The organism is Luteibacter sp. TLI7-4A (assembly GCF_056754745.1).
Map to the genome: position 1 here is coordinate 2,256,830 of NZ_JBPGWO010000001.1, position 22,956 is coordinate 2,279,785.

At 66.4% G+C, this 22,956-nt stretch carries 17 protein-coding genes; 12 read left to right on the forward strand and 5 right to left on the reverse strand.

What is annotated here, in order from left to right; all coding sequences use genetic code 11:
• Nucleotides 1–180 precede the first annotated feature (180 nt).
• Together gshB and ACR9Y6_RS09935 are read left to right on the forward strand one after the other, a co-directional pair.
• A complete protein-coding gene (gene gshB / locus ACR9Y6_RS09930; RefSeq protein ID WP_481281132.1) occupies nucleotides 181–1,122 on the forward strand; it encodes a glutathione synthase in 942 nt (313 codons plus the stop codon).
• Entirely contained in the window at nucleotides 1,119–1,979 is an 861-nt protein-coding gene (locus ACR9Y6_RS09935; protein ID WP_481281133.1) for a cell envelope integrity TolA family protein, read from the forward strand. Before gshB ends, ACR9Y6_RS09935 begins: the two co-directional genes overlap by 4 nt.
• A gap of 192 nt (nucleotides 1,980–2,171) precedes the next feature.
• On the opposite strand, the gene ACR9Y6_RS09940 is transcribed toward ACR9Y6_RS09935, so the two are convergent.
• Complete coding sequence (locus ACR9Y6_RS09940; RefSeq protein ID WP_481281134.1) at nucleotides 2,172–2,498, reverse strand: hypothetical protein; 327 nt, start codon at nucleotides 2,496–2,498, stop codon at nucleotides 2,172–2,174.
• Nucleotides 2,499–2,590: 92 nt separating this feature from the next.
• Here ACR9Y6_RS09940 and ACR9Y6_RS09945 point away from each other — a divergent pair, with 92 nt between their 5' ends.
• The 5 genes from ACR9Y6_RS09945 to ACR9Y6_RS09965 all read left to right on the forward strand — a co-directional run bounded on the left by ACR9Y6_RS09945 (nucleotide 2,591) and on the right by ACR9Y6_RS09965 (nucleotide 7,148).
• Nucleotides 2,591–3,157, forward strand: coding sequence for a YqgE/AlgH family protein (locus ACR9Y6_RS09945; protein WP_306851623.1), 567 nt, complete (start codon nucleotides 2,591–2,593; stop codon nucleotides 3,155–3,157).
• 12 nt (nucleotides 3,158–3,169) lie between these two features.
• Nucleotides 3,170–3,601: a Holliday junction resolvase RuvX gene (gene ruvX, locus ACR9Y6_RS09950; RefSeq protein WP_481281135.1), complete on the forward strand. Its 432-nt coding sequence runs from the start codon at nucleotides 3,170–3,172 to the stop codon at nucleotides 3,599–3,601.
• Entirely contained in the window at nucleotides 3,598–4,524 is a 927-nt protein-coding gene (locus ACR9Y6_RS09955) for an aspartate carbamoyltransferase catalytic subunit (RefSeq protein ID WP_481281136.1), read from the forward strand. Before ruvX ends, ACR9Y6_RS09955 begins: the two co-directional genes overlap by 4 nt.
• A gap of 103 nt (nucleotides 4,525–4,627) precedes the next feature.
• Entirely contained in the window at nucleotides 4,628–6,376 is a 1,749-nt protein-coding gene (locus ACR9Y6_RS09960; RefSeq protein WP_481281137.1) for a hypothetical protein, read from the forward strand.
• Between the two features lie 403 nt (nucleotides 6,377–6,779).
• Nucleotides 6,780–7,148, forward strand: a complete 369-nt coding sequence (locus ACR9Y6_RS09965) for a BON domain-containing protein (protein ID WP_481281138.1) — start codon at nucleotides 6,780–6,782, stop codon at nucleotides 7,146–7,148.
• Between the two features lie 138 nt (nucleotides 7,149–7,286).
• On the opposite strand, the gene ACR9Y6_RS09970 is transcribed toward ACR9Y6_RS09965, so the two are convergent.
• On the reverse strand, nucleotides 7,287–8,450 hold the full coding sequence (locus ACR9Y6_RS09970; RefSeq protein WP_371022121.1) for a PilT/PilU family type 4a pilus ATPase: 1,164 nt from the start codon (nucleotides 8,448–8,450) through the stop codon (nucleotides 7,287–7,289).
• A gap of 261 nt (nucleotides 8,451–8,711) precedes the next feature.
• On the reverse strand, nucleotides 8,712–9,749 hold the full coding sequence (locus tag ACR9Y6_RS09975) for a type IV pilus twitching motility protein PilT (protein ID WP_306851636.1): 1,038 nt from the start codon (nucleotides 9,747–9,749) through the stop codon (nucleotides 8,712–8,714).
• A gap of 116 nt (nucleotides 9,750–9,865) precedes the next feature.
• On the opposite strand from ACR9Y6_RS09975, the gene proC reads away from it, so the two are divergent.
• Together proC and ACR9Y6_RS09985 are read left to right on the forward strand one after the other, a co-directional pair.
• On the forward strand, nucleotides 9,866–10,690 hold the full coding sequence (gene proC / locus ACR9Y6_RS09980; protein ID WP_481281139.1) for a pyrroline-5-carboxylate reductase: 825 nt from the start codon (nucleotides 9,866–9,868) through the stop codon (nucleotides 10,688–10,690).
• Nucleotides 10,687–11,262: a YggT family protein gene (locus ACR9Y6_RS09985; RefSeq protein WP_306851640.1), complete on the forward strand. Its 576-nt coding sequence runs from the start codon at nucleotides 10,687–10,689 to the stop codon at nucleotides 11,260–11,262. Before proC ends, ACR9Y6_RS09985 begins: the two co-directional genes overlap by 4 nt.
• 101 nt (nucleotides 11,263–11,363) lie before the next feature.
• Here ACR9Y6_RS09985 and ACR9Y6_RS09990 read toward each other — a convergent pair whose 3' ends face one another.
• Together ACR9Y6_RS09990 and hrpA are read right to left on the reverse strand one after the other, a co-directional pair.
• Nucleotides 11,364–13,469, reverse strand: a complete 2,106-nt coding sequence (locus ACR9Y6_RS09990; protein WP_481281140.1) for a RelA/SpoT family protein — start codon at nucleotides 13,467–13,469, stop codon at nucleotides 11,364–11,366.
• A 19-nt stretch (nucleotides 13,470–13,488) separates the two neighbouring features.
• Complete coding sequence (gene hrpA, locus ACR9Y6_RS09995; protein WP_481281141.1) at nucleotides 13,489–17,526, reverse strand: ATP-dependent RNA helicase HrpA; 4,038 nt, start codon at nucleotides 17,524–17,526, stop codon at nucleotides 13,489–13,491.
• Nucleotides 17,527–17,646: 120 nt separating this feature from the next.
• Between hrpA and ACR9Y6_RS10000 the strand changes: the two genes are divergently transcribed.
• The 3 genes from ACR9Y6_RS10000 to ACR9Y6_RS10010 all read left to right on the forward strand — a co-directional run bounded on the left by ACR9Y6_RS10000 (nucleotide 17,647) and on the right by ACR9Y6_RS10010 (nucleotide 22,948).
• On the forward strand, nucleotides 17,647–18,114 hold the full coding sequence (locus ACR9Y6_RS10000; RefSeq protein WP_481281142.1) for a Dps family protein: 468 nt from the start codon (nucleotides 17,647–17,649) through the stop codon (nucleotides 18,112–18,114).
• Nucleotides 18,115–18,436: 322 nt separating this feature from the next.
• Nucleotides 18,437–21,037 carry a glycosyltransferase gene (locus ACR9Y6_RS10005; RefSeq protein WP_481281143.1) on the forward strand — a complete coding sequence of 867 codons (2,601 nt, stop codon included), beginning with the start codon at nucleotides 18,437–18,439 and terminating at the stop codon, nucleotides 21,035–21,037.
• Between the two features lie 144 nt (nucleotides 21,038–21,181).
• Nucleotides 21,182–22,948, forward strand: coding sequence for an autotransporter assembly complex protein TamA (locus ACR9Y6_RS10010; RefSeq protein ID WP_481281144.1), 1,767 nt, complete (start codon nucleotides 21,182–21,184; stop codon nucleotides 22,946–22,948).
• Nucleotides 22,949–22,956 lie beyond the last annotated feature (8 nt).

The following is a 22,956-nucleotide window of genomic DNA, read 5'->3' on the forward strand; positions in this document are numbered from 1 at the left end:
CCGGAACCCATGGCTCCAGCGGTCCGCTCTTCGGCGTTCCTCCCGTCCGCTGTTTAATGGTTGGCCGGGGCGCCGTCAAGATGAATTGTTCTTAAAGGAAAAGTTCCGCCTGCCGAATTCGCCCCAATTCTGCCCGCCTTGACTAGACTTGGCACCTTTCCTGCCTACCGGGACATCTCCATGCCGCTCTCCGTCGCCGTCCTGATGGACCCCATCCGCGCCATCAAGATCGCCAAGGACACCACCTTCGCCATGCTGCTGGAGGCCTCCCGCCGTGGGCACGCCCTGCTTTACATGGAACAGGGCGACCTCGCCCTGCGCGATGGCGAGGCATGGGCACGCCTGCGCCCGCTCACCGTGAAGGAGGATCCCTCCGGCTGGTTCACCCTCGGTGAACCGGTGTGGCGTCCGCTGGGCGAGGTCGACATCGTCCTGGCCCGCAAGGATCCGCCGGTCGACCCCCAGTTCGTCTACGACACCATGGTGCTGGAACGTGCCCAGCGGGCGGGCTGCAAGGTGGTGAACGACCCACGTTCGCTGCGCGACTGCAACGAGAAGCTGTTCGCCCTGGACTTTCCGCAGTGCATCGTGCCGACCCTGGTCTCGCGCGACCGGGACGAACTGAAGCAGTTCGTCGCCCGCCATGGCGAGGCCGTGCTGAAGCCGCTGGACGGCATGGGCGGGCGCGGCATATTCCGCGTCAAGGCCGGCGACAGCAACCTCAACTCCATGCTCGAGACCCTGCTGGACGGCGCCCGCCATTTCGCCATCGCGCAGAAATACATCCCCGAGATCACCGCCGGCGACAAACGCATCCTGCTGATCGACGGCGAGCCGGTGCCCTACGCGCTGGCCCGCATCCCCCAGGGTGACGAGTTCCGCGGCAACCTGGCCGCCGGGGGCAAGGGCGAGGGGATCCCCCTGTCCGACCGCGACCGCTGGATCGCCGCCCAGGTCGGCCCGGAACTGGTCCGCCGGGGGCTCCGCTTCGTCGGCCTGGACGTGATCGGCGACTACCTGACCGAGATCAACGTCACATCTCCGACAGGCGTGCGCGAACTGGACGCCCGCTTCGGCATTAACATCGCCGGGCTGATGTTCGACGCGATCGAGGCCCGATGACGACCCGCACCACCGGCGCCGATCTGTTCGGCGCGACCCTGCTGTTCTCGCTGCTGTTGCACGGTGTCGTCATCCTCGGCATCACCTTCGAGGCGGAGAAGCCCAGACCGAGCGTGCCCACGCTCGATGTCACCCTTGTGGACGTCGCCAACCAGGAAGCGCCGGACAAGGCGGACTTCCTCGCCCAGGCCAATAATTCGGGCGGTGGCGACCGGGACAAGGCCGCCCGCCCGTCGGAACGCGCATCCGGCCCCTTGCCCACGCGCAACCCCGGCGATGCGGCCGAACCCACCGAGGCCCGTGCGCCTATGCCACGCGAGGCCACGCCGGACCCACTCCTCACCACCTCGGGCGAGACGGCTTTCGCGGTCGATACCAAGCGTGAACAGACCGAGCAAAAGGAACGGCCCCTGCCCGTCTCCGACGACGAGGCGCAGCGCAAGCTGGAAATGGCGAAGCTGGCGGCCGAGGTCCGCGACCAGTCGCAGGCGTACGCGAAGCGCCCGAAGAAGAAGTTCATCTCCTCGAACACGCGCGAGTATGCCTACGCCGCCTACATGAAGGGTTGGGTCGGCCGCGTGGAACGCGTGGGCAACCTCAACTATCCCGACGAGGCGCGGCGCCAGGGGCTGCATGGCGAACTGGTGCTCACCGTGGGCCTGAACCGCGATGGATCGATCAAGAGCATGGATGTGATCAAGAGTTCCGGGCAGAAGCTGCTCGACGACGCCGCCCAGCGTATCGTCCGCCTCGCCGCGCCCTTCCCCGCCCTGCCTTCGGACAAGGCCCGGGTGGACGAGTTGTATATCACGCGTACCTGGCAGTTCCTGCCGGGGAATGTGTTGCGCAACTACTGAGCCGTCGCCGACGAAGTCGGCTCCCACAGGGGTTGCGAGCCATCGCCGACAGGGTCGGCTCCCACCAGATAGGTAGGTCCCCGCCAGATAGGTAGGCTTCCGCCGGGTAGGTGGGTTCCCGCCAGATGGGCGGACTCCCGCCGGGTTGGGCGGGTTTCCCGATGACGTGTGGGAGCCGACCCTGTCGGCGATTCAACGTGCCGGCAACAACTGGTCCGCCTCGCTCACATACGCCTTCCCCGCCTTCCGATCCCACACGCACAACTCCCGCCCCGGCCGGTTGTTCATGTGCTTCTGTGGGTAACGCCCGGCCAGCACCAGCGCCGTGACCGGCACCCGGTCGTCGTACCGGATCGGAGCGCCCACCGGCTTCGCATCCTTCAGGCCGCTGGCCGCGATGCAGGCGCTGGTCAGCCGTTGGTCGTAGTCCTTCCAGGCGCCCGGCGCGGAGGCCGGCGCAACCCCGGCGAAGCCGGCGGAAATCAGCACAAAACCCTTGATAAACATTACTTTTCGCACGATGCCATCTCCTTGTGATCGTGCGCACACGGTAAGCGCGACGCACTGAACATTCGCACACGGCTCATGTTCGTAACGGCTACAATGCAGCCATGACGATCGCCAATACCTTCGCGGGGCAATTCCTCATCGCCATGCCCACGCTGGCCGAGCCGCCCTTCGCGCGCGGGGTCGCCTTCCTCTGCCAGCATGGCGAAGACGGCGCGGTCGGCCTGTTGATCAACCAGATATCCGAGTACCGCCTGGGCGACGTCCTCGCCCAGATGAAACTCCAGTGCGACGACCCGGAGATCGCCGACTACCCCGTCCTCATCGGCGGCCCCGTCCAGCAGGAACGCGGCTTCGTCCTCCACCGCGAACCGGGCAACTGGGATTCCAGCTATCGCGTGAACGACGACTGGTCGGTCACCACGTCGCGCGACATCCTCGTGGCCATGGCCGCGGGCGAAGGCCCGCGCCGCGCCGTCGTCACGCTCGGCTACGCCGGCTGGGACGCCGGGCAACTCGAGCAGGAAGTGATGGACAACGCGTGGCTCACCACGCGCGCGGACGAACACATCATCTTCGACACCCCCATCGACGAACGCTGGGTCGCCGCCGCACGCAAGCTTGGAGTGCAGGACCCCTCCCAGTTGGCCGGCTACGCCGGTCACGCCTGAGCCAGGGGCACGATGAGCTGCCTGTTCGGCTTCGATGTCGGAACGAAGATCGTGGGTGTCGCCGTCGGCAATCGCCTGACCGGCACCGCCCGTGCGTTGGCGGCCGTGCCCGTCCGCGATGGCGAGCCCGACTGGCATGCGCTGGACACCTTGCGTCGCGAGTGGTTGCCGGCGGAACTGGTCGTGGGGCTGCCGCTCGACAACGACGGCAAGGAGCAACCGATGACCCGCACGGCACGGCGCTTCGCCGAACGCATCGGCCAGCGGTACGCCCTCCCGGTGGCGTTCGCCGACGAACGCATGAGTTCGCAGGAGGCCGCCCGGCGCTTCGCCGCCGGCCGCGCCGCGGGCACCCGCAAACGTTCGGACGCGAAGTCGATCGATGCCGAGGCGGCGGCGGTCATTCTCGAGTCCTACCTTATAACCACCTTGGGGACGTCATGACACAACGCCTGCGCCACCTGACCACCCTCGAGAACATGCCGCGCGAAAACATCGAGCGCATCCTCGACCGCGCCAACAGCATGCGCGAAGCCACCGCGCACGGAACGCGAAAGCTCGACCTGCTCGCCGGCCGCACGGTGCTCAACCTCTTCTTCGAGCCTTCCACGCGTACGCGCACGTCGTTCGAACTCGCCGCACGCCGCCTCGGTGCCGACGTGATCAACTTCGACATCGGCTTCTCGTCGACCGCCAAGGGCGAAGAGTTGTTCGACACGCTGCATACGCTCGAAGCCATGCACCTGGACACGATCATCGTCCGGCACAAGGAATCGGGCACGCCGGAGTCGCTGGTCCGCCACGCGATGAGCGGGGTCGCCGTGGTCAATGCCGGCGACGGCAACCGTGCCCATCCCACCCAGGGCCTGCTCGACGCGCTGACCATCCGCAACCATCACCCGGACTTCCGCAAGCTGCGCATCGCCATCTGCGGCGACGTGCGCCATTCACGCGTGGCGCGATCGGACGTGCATGCCTTCACGGCCCTGGGCGCGAAGGAGATACGCCTCGTCGGGCCGTCCTCGCTGCTGCCCACCGAGGGCGAGCTGGACAACGTCACCTACCACGAGGACTTCGACGAAGCCATCGAAGGAGCGAACGTCATCATCATGCTGCGCCTGCAGAAGGAGCGCATGGCCTCGACCGACCTGCCCGACGAAGCCGCCTATTTCGAACGTTTCGGCCTCGATACCCGGCGCCTCGCCCTCGCCGCCAAGGGCTGCCTGGTCATGCACCCGGGCCCGATCAACCGCGGGATCGAGATCGCCCCGGAGGTCGCCGACGGGGCGCAGTCGCGCATCCTCGAGCAGGTCGGCAACGGCGTATTCGTGCGGATGGCGGTGCTGGCCGAGGTCATGGGCCGATAGGCCCGTAGGAATTTGCGCCTCTCCTGCCGTGAGGGCGCGTGGCGGCGGCGTGGTTCCGGCATAATGGCCGTACCAAGGGACCAACCAAACAACGGGATACAGAATGCGACCGACGAAGCGACTCATCGCGCTCGGCGTCGCCAGCGTGCTGCTGGCGGCCTGCGGCCACAAGGACAAGGACGCCCCGCTGGCCTTCGTGCCGGCCGACACACCCTACGTGCTGTCGAACCTCGACAAGCTCGACGACGATGCCTACGAGGCCATGATTTCGCAGGCCAATAACGAACTGCCGACCCAGGTCGCGCAGATGAAATCCGTCGCGCAGGACCTCGAAACCAAGGGCAACGCCGAAGGTGCCCGCCTGCTCAAGGCCTTCGCCGCCGAGTTCGACGGCAAGACCGCCGAGGCGGCGCTGAAGAACATGGGCCTGGACGTGAAGACCGGCTCGGCCATCTATGGCCTCGGGCTCAGCCCCGTGGCGCGCGTGGCGTTGGCCGATCCGTCCGCCTGGGAGGCCTTCGTGGGCCGCCTCGAAACCGCCTACGGCAAGAAGCTGGACACCGCCGACGCGGGTGGCCAGGCCTATCGCCACGTGACCCTGTCCGATTCCGGCGTTCAGCTGGTGATCGCGACCGTGGGCAAGCAGGCCGTCGTCTCCCTGCTCCCCGCCGATGCCGCGCAGCCGCTGGTCCGCCAGGCGCTGGGCGTCGATCGCCCGGAAAAGAGCCTGCAGGACGATGGCCGCCTCGCCGACCTCGCCAAGGACAAGGGATACAAGGACTACGCGGTCGGCCAGGTCGACCTCGTCCGCCTGTTGCCGCTGGTGGCCGCGGGCAAGGATCCCCTGTTCTCCGCGTTCCTCAAGCATCAGTCCGCCAAGACCGGTGAGCCCGTGCCCGAACTGCCGCCGAGTTGCCAGGCCGAAGCCTCGCGCATCGCGGCGCGCGTGCCGTCGCTCAGCTTCGGCTACACGCGACTGGACCTGCACCATCAGGAGCAGCGTGTGGACGTGGCGCTGGCCGACGACATCGCCAAGGCTTTCTCGGGCCTGAAGGTGGAATTGCCGGGCCTGGGCAAGGACGCCAGCGCACCGTTCGACATCAGCCTCGCGCTGCCCGTCGAGCAGATCCGCACGTTCTTCACCGCGCAGTCCGAGGCCGTGGCGGCCAAGCCGTTCGAATGCCCCGCCTTCGTCAACATGAACGACAGTTTCGCCAAGCTCGGCTCGACCATGCAGCAGGCGGCGATTCCCCCGTTCGGCGACATCCGGGGCGTGCGCATCGTGCTGGATTCGTTCAAGCCGGCCGCGGCGGGTCAGCAGATGCCGACCTTCACCGGTCGAGTCCTGCTTGCCACGCGCAACCCCGCCGGCCTCCTGGCGATGGGCCAGGCGATGCTCGGTGGCGACTTCAAGCTCGCCGGCGACGGCAAGCCCGCACCGCTGCCGCCGAACATCGGCAGCATGCTCGGCATGCCGGGCTGGGCGGCGATGAACGGACAGGCGATCGTGGTGGGCCTGGGCGAAGGCGAGGACGCCAAGCTCGACGACATGCTGATGGGTCCGATCGGCGATGCCGGCCGGCTCAACCGCCTGCACCTCAATGGCGATATGTATCGCGCATGGGTCGATGTGATGGCCGAGAAAGCGACCGCCTATGCCAAGGCGATGGACGACGCCTCCGGCGCGGATGGCGCTCCGGACGACCAGGCGACGCAGACCGCGGCCGCCCAGCGCTCCAAGGTCCAGTTCGACGCGATGAAAGCGCAGGCCGCGCGCATCGTGCAGGTAGGCGGCGAAGCGCACATGGATGAGAAGGGCCTGGTGATCTCGGGCGCCGTCGAATACAAGTAAGCGATCGTCACCGAGCAAGAAACGAGCGCCCCCTGGTGGGGCGCTTTTTTTGATTCTTCGCGCGTGTCTGGGCTTCGTTCGGCTCGGCTTCGCCATCGCGTTGGGCTGGTGCGGCGAGGGAAGCGGTCGGGTGTTTCACACGAAAACCCCATTGTGGGAGCCGACCCTGTCGGCGATCCCGCGGCAGCGGGCCAGGTTACGGCAAGCACCCATCGCCGACAGGGTCGGCTCCCACCAGAGCTCCCGACAAGCCGATGGTGCGGAACTTTCTTAACCTGAACGCCCCGATTTCCCCGGCACGAATCGTTCACGGATGCGCTGTTTCCATAGGCCCCGCGAACCGGCAGCCACAGTGCGTGGCGCCATCGCCAGCCCCATTCAGTGCGAGATGAAGGAGTCACCAATGAACCATGTCACCCTCCGTAAGGCCCTGTTCGCCGCCGCCCTCGTTGCTGGTCTCGGCGCGGTCCCGTTCACGCAGGTGTATGCCCAGGACTCCGCCGCGGCTTCCTCGAAGGGCGACAACCAGACCGTCGCCGGCAAGGCCGACGACACGTGGATCACCACGAAGGTCAAATCCGAGTTCGCCGCCAACAAGAGCGTGAAGGGCAGCGATATCTCGGTGAGCACCAGCGACGGCGTCGTCACCCTGACCGGCACGGTCGCCACGGCGAAGGAAAAGAGCCACGCCGAGAAGATCGCCAAGGGCATCAAGGGCGTGAAGAGCGTCGATGCCAGCGGCCTGACCGTTTCCTCCAGCGCGGCGAAGTAACCACGCGACATCGCTGAAAACGAAGAGGGAGCCGCAAGGCTCCCTCTCTTTATCATCATCATCGCGCTCCCGGACGCCGCCTGACGCGACCTTCCTCGAAGAAACGCTCCGGGAAGAAACGCTCCGGCGCCTCGGCGTTCAGCGGTGCAGCATGCCACCGAAGGTATTGCGATCGTTGCTCTTGTCGATCTCGACCCCTTCCAGGCCCTGCGACAGGGTATGCGCGTCACCACCCTGGGCGAGCTTGATGCGCAGGCGCACTTCGTTGGAACTGTCGGCGTGGCGCAATGCGTCCTCGTACGAGATCTCGCCGGCGTGATAGAGCTCGACCAGGCTCTGGTCGAAGGTGCGCATGCCCAACTGGTTGGAATCGCGCATGAGTTCCTTGAGCTTGTGTACCTCGCCCTGGCGGATGTAATCCTGCGCCAGCGGCGTACCGAGCAGCACTTCCACCGCGACGCGACGGGCCTTGCCGTCGGGCGTCGGGATGAGCTGCTGGGCGACGATGCCCTTCAGGTTCAACGAAAGGTCCATGAAGAGCTGCTGGCGACGGTCCTCGGGGAAGAAGTGCAGGATGCGGTCGAGCGCCTGGTTGGCGTTGTTCGCATGCAGCGTGCACAGGCACAGGTGGCCCGTTTCCGAGAAGTTGATCGCGTGTTCCATCGTCTCGCGCGTACGCACTTCGCCGATCATGATCACGTCGGGCGCCTGGCGCAGCGTGTTCTTCAGGGCGTTTTCCCAGCTGTCGGTGTCGATGCCCAGTTCGCGCTGCGTGATGATGCAACCCTCGTGCTTGTGCACGTACTCGATCGGGTCCTCGATGGTGATGATGTGGCCGGTCGAATTCTGGTTGCGATAGCCGATCATCGACGCGAGCGAGGTCGACTTACCCGTACCCGTGCCGCCGACGAAGATGATGATGCCGCGCTTGGTCATCGCCAGTTGCTTGATGACCGGCGGGAGGTTGAGTTCCTCGGGCGTCGGGATTTTCGATTCGATCCGGCGCAAGACCATGCCCACGCAGTTGCGCTGGTAGAAGCAGGAGACGCGAAAACGGCCGATGCCGGACGCGCTGATCGCGAACTGGCACTCGTGCGTTTTCTCGAACTCCTCGCGCTGGGCCGGGGTCATCACGTTGAGCACCATGTCGCGCGACTGCTGCGCGGAGAGGGGACTCTGGGTGATCGGGACGATGCGTCCCTGCACCTTCATGGAAGGCGCGACGCCGGCGGTGATGAACAGGTCGGAGGCCTGCTTGTGCACCATCAGCTTGAGGAAGGAGGTGAAATCGAAGTCGCTCATGGCCTGGTATTCCCATTGCCGGACCGGGCCGGCGCCCCTGTGGGCGATCATATACCCGTGACTCGGACCCTGCAGAGACGGCCCTCACGCTAAAGGCTTCGACCCTTGGGTGGAATGCGGGCTTGGTGGGAAGAAGACTTGGTGGGAAGCGCGCTGGCGCGCGATGGGTGCTTGCCGCAAGCCCTGATCGCGGCCCAGGCCGCTTCCCACCCGATGGAGGGCCCTCCCGATGGACGGCCCATCCGATGAAGGGAGGGCGCTCTAGCGGAAGCCTTCCTTGTTCTTCGCATAGGTCGAGGCTTCCTGGCGCGTGACGAGTCCGCGCTTGACCAGGTCCGCGAGGTTCTGGTCCAGGGTCTGCATGCCGTATTGCTGGCCGGTCTGGATGGACGAGTACATCTGGGCCACCTTGTCCTCGCGGATGAGGTTACGGATGGCCGGGATGCCCACCATGATCTCGTGGGCCGCGATGCGCCCCCCGCCGACCTTCTTCAGCAGGGACTGCGAGATGACCGCGCGCAGCGACTCGGACAACATCGAGCGAACCATGGGTTTCTCGCCCGCGGGGAACACGTCGATGATGCGGTCGATGGTCTTGGCCGCCGAGGACGTGTGCAGCGTACCGAAGACCAAATGGCCGGTCTCCGCGGCGGTCAGCGCCAGGCGGATGGTCTCCAGGTCGCGCAATTCGCCCACCAGGATGTAGTCGGGATCCTCGCGCAGTGCCGAACGCAAGGCCTCGTTGAATCCGTGCGTATCGCGGTGCACTTCGCGCTGGTTGATCAGGCACTTCTGCGAGGTGTGCACGAATTCGATCGGGTCCTCGACGGTGAGGATATGGCCGTATTCGTTCTTGTTGACGTGGTCGACCATGGCCGCCAGCGTCGTCGACTTGCCCGAGCCCGTGGGGCCGGTGACCAGGATCAGCCCCTGGGGCTGCTCGATCAGCTCACGGAAGATCTTCGGCGCGCCGAGGTCTTCCAGGGTGAGCACCTCGGAAGGAATGGTACGGAACACGCCGCCCGCGCCGCGGTTGTGATTGAAGGCGTTGACGCGGAAACGGGCCAGGCCGGGAATCTCGAAGGAGAAGTCGACTTCGAGGAATTCCTCATAGTCGCGGCGCTGCTTGTCCGACATGATGTCGTAGATCAGCGAATGGACCTGCTTGTGCTCCAGCGCCGGGATGTTGATTCGCCGGACGTCGCCGTCGACACGGATCATCGGCGGAAGACCCGCGGAAAGGTGCAGGTCGGAGGCCTTGTTCTTCACTGAGAAGGCAAGGAGTTCGGCGATATCCATTGAGGTCCCCTATCTTGGTGGGCATAGGTAACCATGCCCGGGGGTCGGCGGCAAGGCGCGGCACCGTATATGCTTCGGTGTATGTGAACCTCGTCGCCAACGGAGCGAATACCCCCATGAATCGGATCGCCTTCATCGGCGGCGGCAACATGGCCACCGCGTTGATCGCCGGAATGATCCGCCACGGCGCCCAGCCCGGTGGAATCGCCGTGGCCGAGCCCCGTGCGGAGGCCCTGCACGAGTTGTCCCGCGAATATGGCGTGGCCACCTACACCGATAACCGCGATGCCGCCGAAGGCGCCTCGATCCTCGTACTGGCGGTAAAGCCGCAGATGATGGCCGAGGTGTGCCGCAACCTGCGCGCCGTGGTGCAGAAGTATCGCCCGGTGGTGATCTCCATCGCCGCCGGCATCCGCATCCAGCAGATCGAACGCTGGCTCGACGCCGCCCTGCCCGTCGTCCGCTGCATGCCCAACACCCCGGCCATGATCGGCGCCGGGGCCACGGCGTTGTTCGCCAACGCGCGCGTGAGCGCCCCGCAGCGGGCCGAGGCACAGCACGTGCTCGATGCCGCCGGCCTGACCGTGTGGGTGCCCGACGAAGACCAGCTGGACATCGTCACCGCCCTTTCGGGCTCCGGCCCCGCGTATTTCTTCTTGCTGGTGGAAGCACTGGAAAACGCCGCGTTTTCCCAGGGGCTCTCCCGCGAAACGGCGCGTGCGCTGGCAGCGCAGACCGCGCTGGGCGCCGGCCGCATGCTGATCGAAAGCGGCGAAAGCGCCGCCACCCTGCGCCAGCGCGTCACCTCGCCCAACGGCACCACCCAGGCGGCGCTGGAGAGTTTCCAGGCCGACCATTTCCCCGCCATCGTGGCGCGCGCGGTCGACGCGGCGCGGCGCCGTGGCATCGAACTTTCAGAAGACATGGAATCGAAGACGTGAACTACCTGACCAACGCAGGCGCCCTGATCCTCCAGTTCGCCTTCGGCGCCCTCGTCACCCTGTTCGTCCTGCGACTGCTGGCCGAGGCGCACCGGGCGGACTTCCACAATCCCATCTGCCAGTTCCTCTATCGCTTCACCAATCCCGTGGTGCGCCCGCTGCGCAAGGTGCTGCCACCCGTGCGCAGGATCAACACCGCCGCGCTGGCCATCGTGCTCGTGCTGGAATGCCTGAAGGTGGTGTTGATCGTCGCCCTGGCCGGAATCGCCCCGGCGCCGCTGGGCATCCTGGTGGCGGGCGTGGCCGAGACCCTCGACTTCTTCCTGCTGACCTGGATCGTCCTGGTGTTCGTGTGGTCGCTGATGAGCATGCTCTCGACCGACCGCTACCACCCGGTGGCACGACTGGTGTCGAGCCTGGCGGAGCCCCTGGTGCGGCCGTTCCGCGGCAAGCTGACCATCGGCGGACTGGATTTCTCGCCCACGGCGGTGCTGCTGGGGTTGTTCCTGGCGCGCATCCTCATCGCCCAGCCGCTTTCGGATTGGGGTACGCGGTTGCTGCTGGGAGGCTGAGGGCCGCCCCTATCGCCGACAGGGTCGGCTCCCACCGGCCCGGCAGCGCAGGCCCCGCCCGGTGGGAGTCGACCCTGTCGGCGATGGGTGCTCGCGAAACCTCACCGGCCCCCCAACCGCCGTGCATCCGTCACGTTCGCCAACGCCCCCAACCGGCCCAGCAAGGTCGACAGCTGCTCGTAATCCTTCACGCGTAGCGTGAAGCGCATCTCGACCTCGCCCGTGCGTACGTGCACGCGGCTGGAAGACGCCACGATGTGCGGCCCCACGTTGTTGATCGTCGTGGCGACATCCTTTTGCAGACCCTTGCGATCGTAGCCACGCAGTTCCACGTCGACTTCGTAGTTCTGCACGTCGACCCGGCCCCAGCTCACGTCGATCACACGCTCAGGGTTGCGCCGCGCCAACCGGGCCAGCGACGCGCAATCCGCACGGTGTACCGATACGCCGCGGCCACGGGTGATGAAACCGCGCACCGGGTCTCCCGGCAGCGGCTGGCAGCAGCGCGCCAGCGTGGTCAGCAAATTGCCCACGCCCTCGATCGACAAGGCACCACGGTCATGCTGCGCGCCGCGGGAAGCGACCGGATTGCCCGACTGCGTGATCTCCGCCTCGACGGGCTCCTGCAACGAACGCGCGACCTGGCCGAGCGTCACCTCGCCCAAGGCCACCGTGACGTACAGTTCCTCCACGTTCTTCAGGCGGAAATGCGCCGCCAGCTTCGACAGGTCGACGTCGTCCAGGGCGAGGCGGCGCAACTCCTTTTCCAGGTTCGCCTTGCCAGCCAGGATGTTCGCCTCGTGCGCCTCGCGACGGAACCACGCGCGCACCTTCTCCTTCGCACGCGAGGTGTTGAGGTAACCGTGGTGCACGGAGAGCCAGTCGCGGCTGGGCTCGGATACCTTCGTCGTGAGGATTTCCACCCGGTCGCCGCTGCGCGGCTGGGTAGTCAGGGGCACGATGCGGCCGTTGACCTTCGCGCCGCGGCAACGGTGACCCACCTCGGTATGGATGTGATACGCGAAATCGAGCACGGTCGCGCCGCGTGGCATGTCGATGACCTCGCCCTTGGGCGAAAGCACGTACACGCGGTCTTCCATCAACTCGGTTTCGAATCCGGCGGCCAGTTCGGCCTCGTCCTCGCCACGGGGCTCGAGCAGCTTGCGCATCCAGGCGATCTTCGCCTCGAACTCGGAATCGGCGCTGCCGCCTTCCTTGTAGCGCCAGTGGGCGGCCACGCCGAGTTCGTTGGCCCGATGCATCTCGTACGTACGGATCTGCACCTCGAGCGTCTTGCCCTCGGGACCGAGCACGGCGGTATGCAGGGAGCGATAACCATTGCCCTTCGGACGCGCGACGTAGTCGTCGAACTCACCGGGCAAGTGCGGCCACAGGCTGTGCACGAGCCCGAGCGCGGCATAGCAGTCGGCCACGCTGTCGACCAGGATGCGCACCGCGCGGATGTCGTAGAGGTCCGAGAACTCGAGCCCCTTCTTCTTCATCTTCTTCCAGATCGAGAAGATGTGCTTCGGGCGCCCTGCCAGGTCGGCCTTGATACCGGCACCGTCCAATACCGCGCGCAACTGCGCCAGGCTCTCAGCGATGAAGTGCTCGCGGTCGGCGCGGCGCTCGTCGAGCAGTCGCGCGATACGCCGGTAGGTGTCCGGTTCGAGATAGCGGAAGGCGAGGTCTTCCAACTCCCATTTCAGCTGCCAGATACCCAGGCGGTTGGCCAGCGGGGCGTGGATGTCCGAGGTGAGCTGGGCCAGTTCGCGCCGCTCGTGGTCGGGCAAGGCCATGGCGGTGCGCATCGCCGCCAATTGGCGTGCCAGCAGGACGAAGACGACGCGCAGGTCGCGGATGATCGCGAGGAGCAACCGGCGCAGCCCCTCGGCACCGCTCGCCGGCCCGCGTTGCGCGTGCAGCGCCCAGACCTTCTCCGCTTCGCCCTGTCCATCGACAAGGCGGCGCAGCGTCGGCGCCCAATGCTTCGCCGCTTCGCCGGCGGCGTCCGGGTTGGCCTTGAGCAGCGAGAACCACAACGCCGACGCGCAGGTCTCGTCGTCGCATCCCAGTTGGCGGAGCAGCTCGACCACCGTCTCGCCCTCGGCTCGGGCCGACGCGGGCAGCGCTGCGCAAGCCTCGCGCGCGCGCTCGGTCAGCGGCATCGCGTTGGCTTTCACCTCGGGGGCGCGGGTGTCGCTCATCGCCTGTCCTCAGGGTTCCTCATCGTGTGGCGGCCTGTGCGGTTTCCAGCGCGCGTGCCAGCCGCTTGGCCGACACCGGTTCCGCCGTCTTCAATTCCTGGGCGAACAACGAGACCCGCCATTCCTCCAGCAACCAGCGCAGTTCGTCCCAGGTCCCGTCGTTCAACGCGGTCCCACCCGCATTGAGCAGCGCACGCCAGTACGGCAGCACCTGCAGCATACGCGACTGGTCGCGCGCCGGGTCCTGGCGAAGGCGCTCGCCGCGCAACCGCATGGCCTTGAGGTAGCGCGGGTAATGAGCCAGCCGTGCCAGTGGCAACTCGCGGAGGAATCCCGGCTGCAGCAAGGCCGCCAGTTGTTCGCGCAGGTCGTCGTAACTGGCCTTCGCGAAACCCATCAATGGCGGGTCCATCCATGGCTTGAGTTCGGCCTGTGCCTCGATGATCGGCTCGGCCATCTTCTGCCGCGCCATGGCCGCGCCGAACAGCTCGCGCCCCAGCTCCACGCGCAAGGCCTCGAACTCCCCCTGTGTTCGCGCATCCAGCCGGCGGTCCGCGATGAGATCCTCGAATCCCCCTTCGACCAGGTCCTCGCGCAAGCCGTCGATGCTGCCCAGGGGGGCGTACTTCAACGACAACGCGTTGGCGATGGGCAGCTGCCGCCGCGCACGCTTGAACTCGGGCGCGAGCGCCTGCCGGAGCAATCGTTCCACGCCGGCCAGATGCGCCTCCGCGGCCTCGTCCGCGCGTTCGAACACGCGCAGGGCCACGGCCTCGCCCAGGTCGACGAGCGCGGGGTAGGCCTTCAGGCCCGCCTCTGAGCGAACCTCCCGCGGGATCGACTCGAAATCCCAGGCGACGATATCCTCGCGGGTCAGTTCGACGTCGGTCTTGCGCGAGAAGGCTTCGCGAGCCTTGCTTTCCCAGCGCGCACGAATCTCGCCCAGGTCGCGTCCTTCGGCCACCGTGCGCCCATCCTCGTCGTGCACCCGGTAGCGCATGAGCAGGTGCGGAGGCAGTTCGGCAGCGGAGAACGCGGCGGCATCCACCTCCACGCCCGTGGTGCGCTTGAGGAAGGCCGCCAAGCCCCTGGCCAGTGGCTCGTCGCGAGGGCCCTCCGCTTCGGCGAAGGCACGCGCGAAATCGGGTGCGGGAACGAAGTTGCGGCGCAGCGCCTTGGGCAAGGAACGAATGAGCTCCGCTACCTTGTCGGCCAGGAGTCCACCCACCAGCCATTCGCCCCGTGCCGCCGGCAAGGCGTTGAGGAAGGCCAACGGCACCTGGATGGTGACGCCGTCGGCGGGATCGCCCGGCACGAAACGGTATTCGAGACGGTAGCGATGCTGGCCGATGTCGAGCGAAGCCGGAAAAGCCTTCGGGTCGAGGCCGGCGCCATGGTCCATCACGTCGGCGAGGGTCCAGCGCAACGCCGCCTGCTCGCCTGGCGAGGCCTTGCGATACCAGGCGTCCAGCGCCCACGCATCGGCGATCTCCTCCGGCAGTTTGCCGTCGAAGAAGGCGGCCAGCGCCTCGTCCGCGCGCAACAGGCCGGCGCGGCGCTGCTTCGCCTCGATGTCGTGGGCCTGTTCCAGCACGCGCGCGTTGGCACGGACGAAATCGGCGCGGCTGTCGATGTCCGCGCGCACGAGCGCCTCGCGCACGAAGATCTCGTGGGCCAGCCGCGGATCCTGCCTGTGGAAGGTCACCGGCCGGCGCTCGACCAGGACCAGGCCGAACAGGGTGACCTGTTCGTACGCGATCACGGTGCCGCGCTTGCGCGACCAGTGGGCATCGCGCGCGGTGGCCCTGACCAGATGCGCCGCTTGTGTCTCGACCCACGCGGGGTCGATGCGTGCGCACATCATGGCCCAGATGCGGCCACCGATATCGATGATCTGCGCGGCGAATACCCAGGCCGGGGGAGCCTTGGCCAGGGCCGACCCCGGAAAGACCTGGAAACGTCGCTCGCGCGTGCCGCGGAACACGCCCTTCTCGTCCTTGTGCCCGACCTGGGTGGGCATGCCGGCGAGCAGGCTGCGATGGACGGCTTCGAACAGGGCGTCACCCTGGGGGGGCGACGCGGGTGCAACTTTTCCCTTTTCAGGCTTGCCAGCCTGGTGGGAGCGGACCCTGTCCGCGATTCGGGCGGAGCGGCGACCTCCATCGCGGACAGGGTCCGCTCCCATCGAGCTGGATTCTTCCGACGAAGTGGACTCGGCTCGCGCCGTCGCGGTCGACCAGCCGAGGTCGCGGATGACCAGCACCAGTTGCCGATGCAGCTCCCGCCATTCGCGCATGCGCATGAAACTCAGGAAGTGCCGGGAGCACCAGTCGCGCAGCTTGGACGAGGTGAGTTCCTCGGCGTTGTCGAGATAACCCTTCCACAGGTTCAGCACGCCGACGAAGTCCGACTTTGGATCGGCGAACTGCGCATGCGCCGCGTCGGCCTGCCCACGCGCCTCCGGCGGTCGTTCGCGCGGGTCTTGAATGCTCAGGAACGCCACGATGGTCGTGATCTCGGCGAAGCAGCCCAGGCGTCGCGCCTCGACCAGCATCCGCGCCAGCTGGACGTCGATCGGCAGGCGCGCCACGGTGCGTCCCACCTCGGTCAGGCGGCGGTCGTCGTCGATGGCTCCGATCTCCGCGAGGCGACGGTAGCCATCCGCCACGACGCGCGGATCGGGTGCGTCGAGGAACGGAAAATCCTCCACCTCGCCCAGGTCGAGCGCGAGCATGCGCAGGATGACGTTGGCAAGCGAGGAACGCAGCAACTCGGGATCGGTGTATTCGGGCCGAAGGACGAACTCCGCCTCGTCGTACAGGCGGTAGCAGATGCCGGGGCCGACGCGTCCACAGCGGCCCTTGCGCTGGTTGGCCGCGGCTTGCGAGATCGGTTCGACGTGCAGGCGCTCGAGTTGGCCGCGCTGGCTGTAGCGTTTCACGCGAGCCGTGCCCGAATCGACGACATAGCGGATGCGTGGCACAGTGAGCGAGGTTTCCGCCACGTTGGTGGCCAGCACGATGCGCCGCTTCGTTCCCGGCCGGAACACGCGATCCTGCTCGTTCGCCGACAACCTCGCGTACAGCGCCAGTACCTCGGTCTCCCGATACTGCTTGCGCGACAGCAACAGGTGCGTGTCGCGGATTTCACGTTCGCCGGGAAGGAACACCAGCACGTCGCCGCGTGGGTCTTCCCGGGTGATCTCGTCCATCGCATCGGCGATCTGCTGCGAGATGTTGCCCTCGCCGCGCTCACCCGGCGGACGGTAGCGGACCTCCACAGGATACGTGCGTCCCTCGACCGTCACGATCGGCGCGTCGCTGAAATGCGCCGCGAAACGTTCCGTGTCGATCGTCGCCGAGGTGACGATGATCTTCAGCTCGGGCCGGCGCGCGGCGAGGCGCTTGAGGTAACCGAGCAGGAAATCGATGTTGAGGCTGCGCTCGTGCGCCTCGTCGATGATGATGGTGTCGTAGGCGGACAACCAGGGGTCGGACTGCGTCTCGGCGAGCAGGATGCCGTCGGTCATGAACTTGACCAGGGCCTGGTCGGAGACCTTTTCCGTGAAGCGGACCTGGAAGCCCACCTTGTCACCGATCGGCGTACCCAGTTCCTCGGCCACGCGCACGGCCACCGAACGGGCGGCGAGGCGGCGAGGCTGCGTGCAGCCGATCAGCCCAGCCTCGCCACGACCGGCGGCGAGGCACAGCTTCGGCAACTGGGTGGTCTTGCCCGAGCCGGTCTCGCCCGCGATCACCACCACCTGGTGCTCGCGGATCAACGTGACGATGTCGTCGGCGCGTGCGGCGATCGGTAGCGAGGCATCCACCGTGATCGGCGGCTTGGAGGCCGCCCGGGCGGCCCGGCGGGCTGTCGAATTCGCGATATCGGTCGCCAGCGCCTCGACCCTGGCTGGATCGGGCTTGCGCGACAGCGCGCGCCAACGGCCGAGCAGGCGGCCGAAGTCGCGGCTGGTCACCTGCGCCAGCGCGTCGCGCAGTTCTCGCAGGCGCGGGTCGGGGGAAGGAGGTCGTACGGGACGTGTGGAGGTGCTCATGGGAACGCCAATGATAGCGTGGGCCTATCGGCGGCATCGGAAGGTTTCATTTCACGTGCACCTGGGAGGCCGTTAAGATTTCGCTCCAACGATCGAAGAAACCCCAAGGAGAGTCGCCACATGGCCATCGATATCGGTATCGCCAAGAAGGACCGCGAAGCGGTCGCCAAGCAGCTTTCAAAGCTCCTGGCGGACACTTACTCGCTCTATCTGAAGACCCACAACTTCCACTGGAACGTCACGGGCCCCCAGTTCAACAGCCTGCACGCCATGTTCGAGGTCCAGTACAACGCCCTGTGGCTGGCCGCGGACGAGGTCGCGGAGCGCATCCGCATCCTCGATGTCTTCGCCCCGGGCTCCTACAGCCAGTTCTCCAAGCTCACCTCGATCAAGGAAGAGGCCGGCGTACCGGAGTGGAAGGACATGGTCGCCCAGCTGGTGGATGGCCACGAGATCGCCGCCGCCACCTCGCGCGACACCATCAAGGCCGCCGAGGCCGTGGGTGACGAAGGCACGGCCGACATGGTCACCGGCCGCCTGAAAGACCACGAGAAGACCGCCTGGATGCTGCGCTCGCTGCTGAAGTAAGCCCGGATGGGATGGGTGGGTATCGGGGTGGGAAGCGCGCTCGCGCGCGATAGGCTTCCCGGCAAGGCCCATCGCGGCCAAGGCCGCTTCCCACCAGGACCCTGCTTCCCATCAAGGCCGCTTCCCGGGCCGCTTCCGTCTTGAGGTTTTGCCCCATTTCAGACCGCTCCACTCCGTTGGTCACGCTTCCGCCGCGGACCCCTACTCTGAGTTCAGCCTGACCGGTCGGCCCGCCATGCGTTGAGCCGCCACGCACCGTTCGTTAAGCTCCCCGGGTTACCTCACTGATACCACTCGGGGGCCAGCCGGTCCGGGGATTGTTTTGAGCGCTGCCACCACGACCGAACGAAGCCACCCCATCCTTGCCGCGCTGATCCTCGCGATCCTCGTGGCGGCCCTGAATTTCGGGCTGTGGCTCGTCGCCAACCTGCCCAACGGTCCCAGTGACTGGCATGGTCCCATTCCCGGCTTCGCGTTCACCGCGTACCAGCGTTACCAGAACCCGATCAAGGGCGATGTCTCCACGGATCCGGAAATCGATGCGGACCTGCGCCTGATCAAGCGCTACTCGCCACGCATCCGTACCTACTCGATGCTGGAAAACCCCCAGGTCATACGGCTGGCGGACAAGGAAGGCCTCGACGTGATGGCCGGCGCGCTGATCGATGCCCGCCTCGAGAACAACGAGCGCGAGATCGAAGCCCTGATCGCGCAGGCCCACCGCTTTCCGAAGACCGTGAGCCGGGTGATCGTCGGCAACGAGGTGCTCTTCCGCGGCGACCTCAAGCCCGAGCAGGTCATGTCCTACCTCGACCGCGTGCGCGCCGCCGTGCGCCAGCCGGTCTCCGTAGCCGAGCCGTTCCACATCTGGCTGCAGAACCCGGAGCTGGTCGACCACGTCGACTTCATCACCGTCCACCTGTTCCCCTATTGGAACGGTATCGAGGCACGCGCCGGCGTCACCGATTCCATTGAAAGCTACAAGGCCCTGCGCGCGCAGTTCCCGGGCAAGCACATCGTCATCGGCGAGATCGGCTGGCCTTCCAACGGCGATCGCTACAAGTACGCGTACCCGAGCGTCTCCAACGAGGCGATCTTCCTGCGTACCTTCTTCAACGCCGCGAAAGCCGACGGCATCGACGACTATTACGTTCTCGAGGCCATCGACCAGCCCTGGAAGGAAAACCTCGGCGAAGGGCGCACCGGCGCGTACTGGGGCATGTTCAACGCCGACCGCCAGCTGAAGTTCCCCTTCACCGGTCCCGTCACCGAGGACGTGGGCTGGCCGTGGAAGGCGCTGGCCGCATCCGTCCTGGCCTTCTTCCCGATGCTCTGGTTCGGCATCCGCTTCAACCGCTTCAAGCTGATGGGCCGCCTCTTCTTCATGGCGCTGATCCAGCTCGCCTGCGGCCTGATCGTCTGGTCGGCCACCCTGCCCTTCAATTTCTACCTCAGCCCGTTCGACTGGGCGATGCTGATCCTGCTGTTCCCCGCGCAGATCGCGATCCTGGGCATCCTGCTGATCAACGGCTTCGAGTTCACCGAAGTGCTGTGGCGGCGCAGCTGGGTACGTCACGCCGGCATGCTGCCGCACGACCCGGTGGAGAAGCAGCCGTTCGTCTCCATCCACCTGGCCTGCCACAACGAGCCGCCGGAGATGGTGCAGATCACGCTCGATTCGCTGGCCGCGCTGAACTACGAGAACTTCGAAGTCCTCGTCCTCGACAACAACACCAAGGACCCTGCCGTGTGGCAGCCGGTCGAGGAATACTGCAAGAAGCTGGGGCCCAGGTTCCGCTTCTTCCACCTGGAGCCGTGGCCGGGCTACAAGGCGGGCGCGCTGAACTTCGGCCTCACCGCCACGGACGAGCGCGCCGAAGTGGTGGCCGTGATCGACGCCGACTACGTCGTGCGCGAGGACTGGCTGGCCTCCCTCACCGGCTACTTCCACGATTCGAAGGTGGCCGTGGTGCAGTGCCCGCAGGCGCACCGCGACTTCGAGAAGAATCGTTTCCGCCGGATGACGGCCTGGGAATACGACGGCTTCTTCCGCATCGGCATGCACCATCGCAACGAGCGCAACGCGATCATCCAGCACGGCACCATGACGATGGTCCGCCGCTCCGCGCTGGAAGGCACCGGTGGATGGTCCGAGTGGACCATCTGCGAGGACGCCGAGCTCGGCCTGCGCCTGATGCATGCGGGCTACGAACTGGTCTACGTCGACGAACTGATGGGCAAGGGCCTCACGCCGGCCGACTTCAAGGCATACAAGAGCCAGCGTTATCGCTGGGCCTTCGGCGCGATGCAGATCCTCAAGGGCCGCTGGAGCTGGATGACCCGGAAGGGCCCGCTCTCGGCCGGCCAGCGCTTCCATTTCCTCACCGGCTGGTTCAGCTGGTTCGCCGATGCCCTGCACTTCGTCTTCACGATGATGGGCCTGCTCTGGACCGCGGGCATGATCTACGCGCCCGAATACTTCAACCTGCCGATGCAGCTGTTCCTGATCCCCGTGATCGGCTTCTTCTTCGCCAAGGCCATCTTCGGCATCGTGCTCTATCGCGCGCGCGTGCCATGCGGCTGGTACGACACCTTGATGGCCTCGGTCGCCAGCATGGGCCTGTCGCATGCCATCGCCCGCGGCATCCTGCACGGCCTCACGCGCGAAAAGACGGCCTTCGTCGTCACCGCGAAGAGCCGCCGCATGGGCGGCAGCAGCTTCGCGGCCTTCGCACCGGTACGCGAGGAAGGCCTCATGGCCATCGCCCTGCTCCTGGCGGTGATCGGCATGGGCTTGCACTACGGCACCAGCTACGTCGAGAGCGTCCTGTGGATGTTCATCCTCGGCGCACAGTCGATCCCTTATGTATCGGCGCTGGTGGGTGCCTGGATCGCGCATCGCGCGGGCGATGAAGCGGGTTAAGCCGGGCAGCCGTTCACGTTTGCATATCGACGTTGCATGTCTCGCGAGGTAAGTTACGCCAAGACCTGACGTCAGGGGGTGCTGGATGCATCTCCGCTAGCGGCCGTGTCACACGGCCTTGGATCACGACCGGACGGGACGCTCATGCGCCTTACCAGACGCCATGGACTGCTGCTTCTGCCGTGGTTCCTCATGCCCTCGATCGCCCATGCCGGGATCGTGCTCAACGTCGACGGAGTCGACGAGAACCTCAGGAACGCCGTCGTCGCCGGTGTCGAACTGAGCCAGTACGCCAAGCGCGACGTCACCGCGGCGCAGGTGCGCCGGCTTTACGAAAAAGCACCTGACGAAGTCCAGGCGGCCCTGCGGCCCTATGGCTACTACGAGGCCACGGCCACCGGCGACCTGAAGCAGGTCGGCAACGACTGGCAGGTGACCTTGCACGTGGTGACCGGCACGCCGGTGCAGGTGACCGCGGTAAACGTCGAGGTCGATCAGGACGCGGCGAAGATACCGGCCATCCGCCGCGCCGTGCGCGGGGTGGAAAACCTCAAGGACAAGCCGCTCAACGACGGTACCTATGACGGTGCGCGCGATGCGGTCAGTGGCGCGCTCACCGCCACCGGCTTCCTCGACGCACGCCTCGTCACCCGCAAGGTGGAAGTGAACCGCGCCGAACATTCGGCCGTGGTGAACCTCAAGTGGGACGCGGGCCGGCGTTATCGCTACGGCCACATCGTGTTCAAGAACTCGCAGTTCCGCGACGGCTTCCTCGACCGTTACGTGCCCTTCAAGAGCGGCGACTACTTCTCGCAGAACCAGCTGCTCGAACTGCAGCAAGCGCTGAACGGCGCCGACTACTTCGCCGTGGTCAACGTCATACCCGATACCGACAACGCGAAGGACGGCACGATCGACATCGCGGTGGAACTGGCGCCGGCCAAGCGGACGATCTACACCGGAGGCCCCTTCTTCGGTACCGACACGGGCGCGGGCCTGCGCGGCGGCATCGAGAAGCGTTGGATCAACGATCGCGGACACAAGTGGAAGAACGAGCTGGTGCTCGCGCAACGCCTGAAGACCCTTTCCACGCTGTACCAGATCCCGATGCCCGGCCCCAACCAGCGCAGCTTCAACTTCGGCGCCAACTTCCGTGATGCCGACACCGTCACCTCGCAGTCGCGTACGCTGCAACTGGTCGCGAACGAAACCCGCCTGTGGCATGGCTGGCAGCGCACCATCGGCATCAACGCATTGTCGGGCACGTTCACCGTCGGCAAGCGCGGTGGTGAAGGCGACAACGCCGAGGGGCTCGAACGCGGCCGCAGTACCCTGCTGTATCCCGAGATCACGCTCAGCCGGAAGAAGGGCGACAACCCCACCTTTGTCCGCAGCGGCTGGTCCCTCACGCTCACCGCGCGCAGCACCGCGGGGCCGCTCCTGTCGGATGCCAGCTTCTCGCAGGTGATCGGCGACGTGAAATGGATCCAGACGTTCTGGGGCCGCAACCGCCTGATCCTGCGCGGCAGCGCCGGCAAGCTGTGGACGAGCAACTTCAGCGACCTGCCCCCGCAGCTGCGCTTCTTCGCCGGTGGCGACCGCTCCGTGCGCGGCTACGACTACCAGAGCATCGGCCCGCGCAACGCCTACGACCGCGTGATCGGTGGCGAGGGCCTGCTGGTCGGCAGCACCGAGGTCGAGCATTACTTCACGCGCAACTGGGGCATGGCCGCCTTCGTCGACGCGGGCAACGCGTTCACGGGAACCGATTACAGCCCGCGCGTCGGCGCAGGCCTCGGCGTACGCTGGTTGTCACCCGTCGGGATGATCCGCGCCGATATCGCCGTCCCCGTCGGCGACAAGAACGAACACGGCATTCACCTGCATGTCGTCATCGGGCCCGACCTGTGAGGAGCACC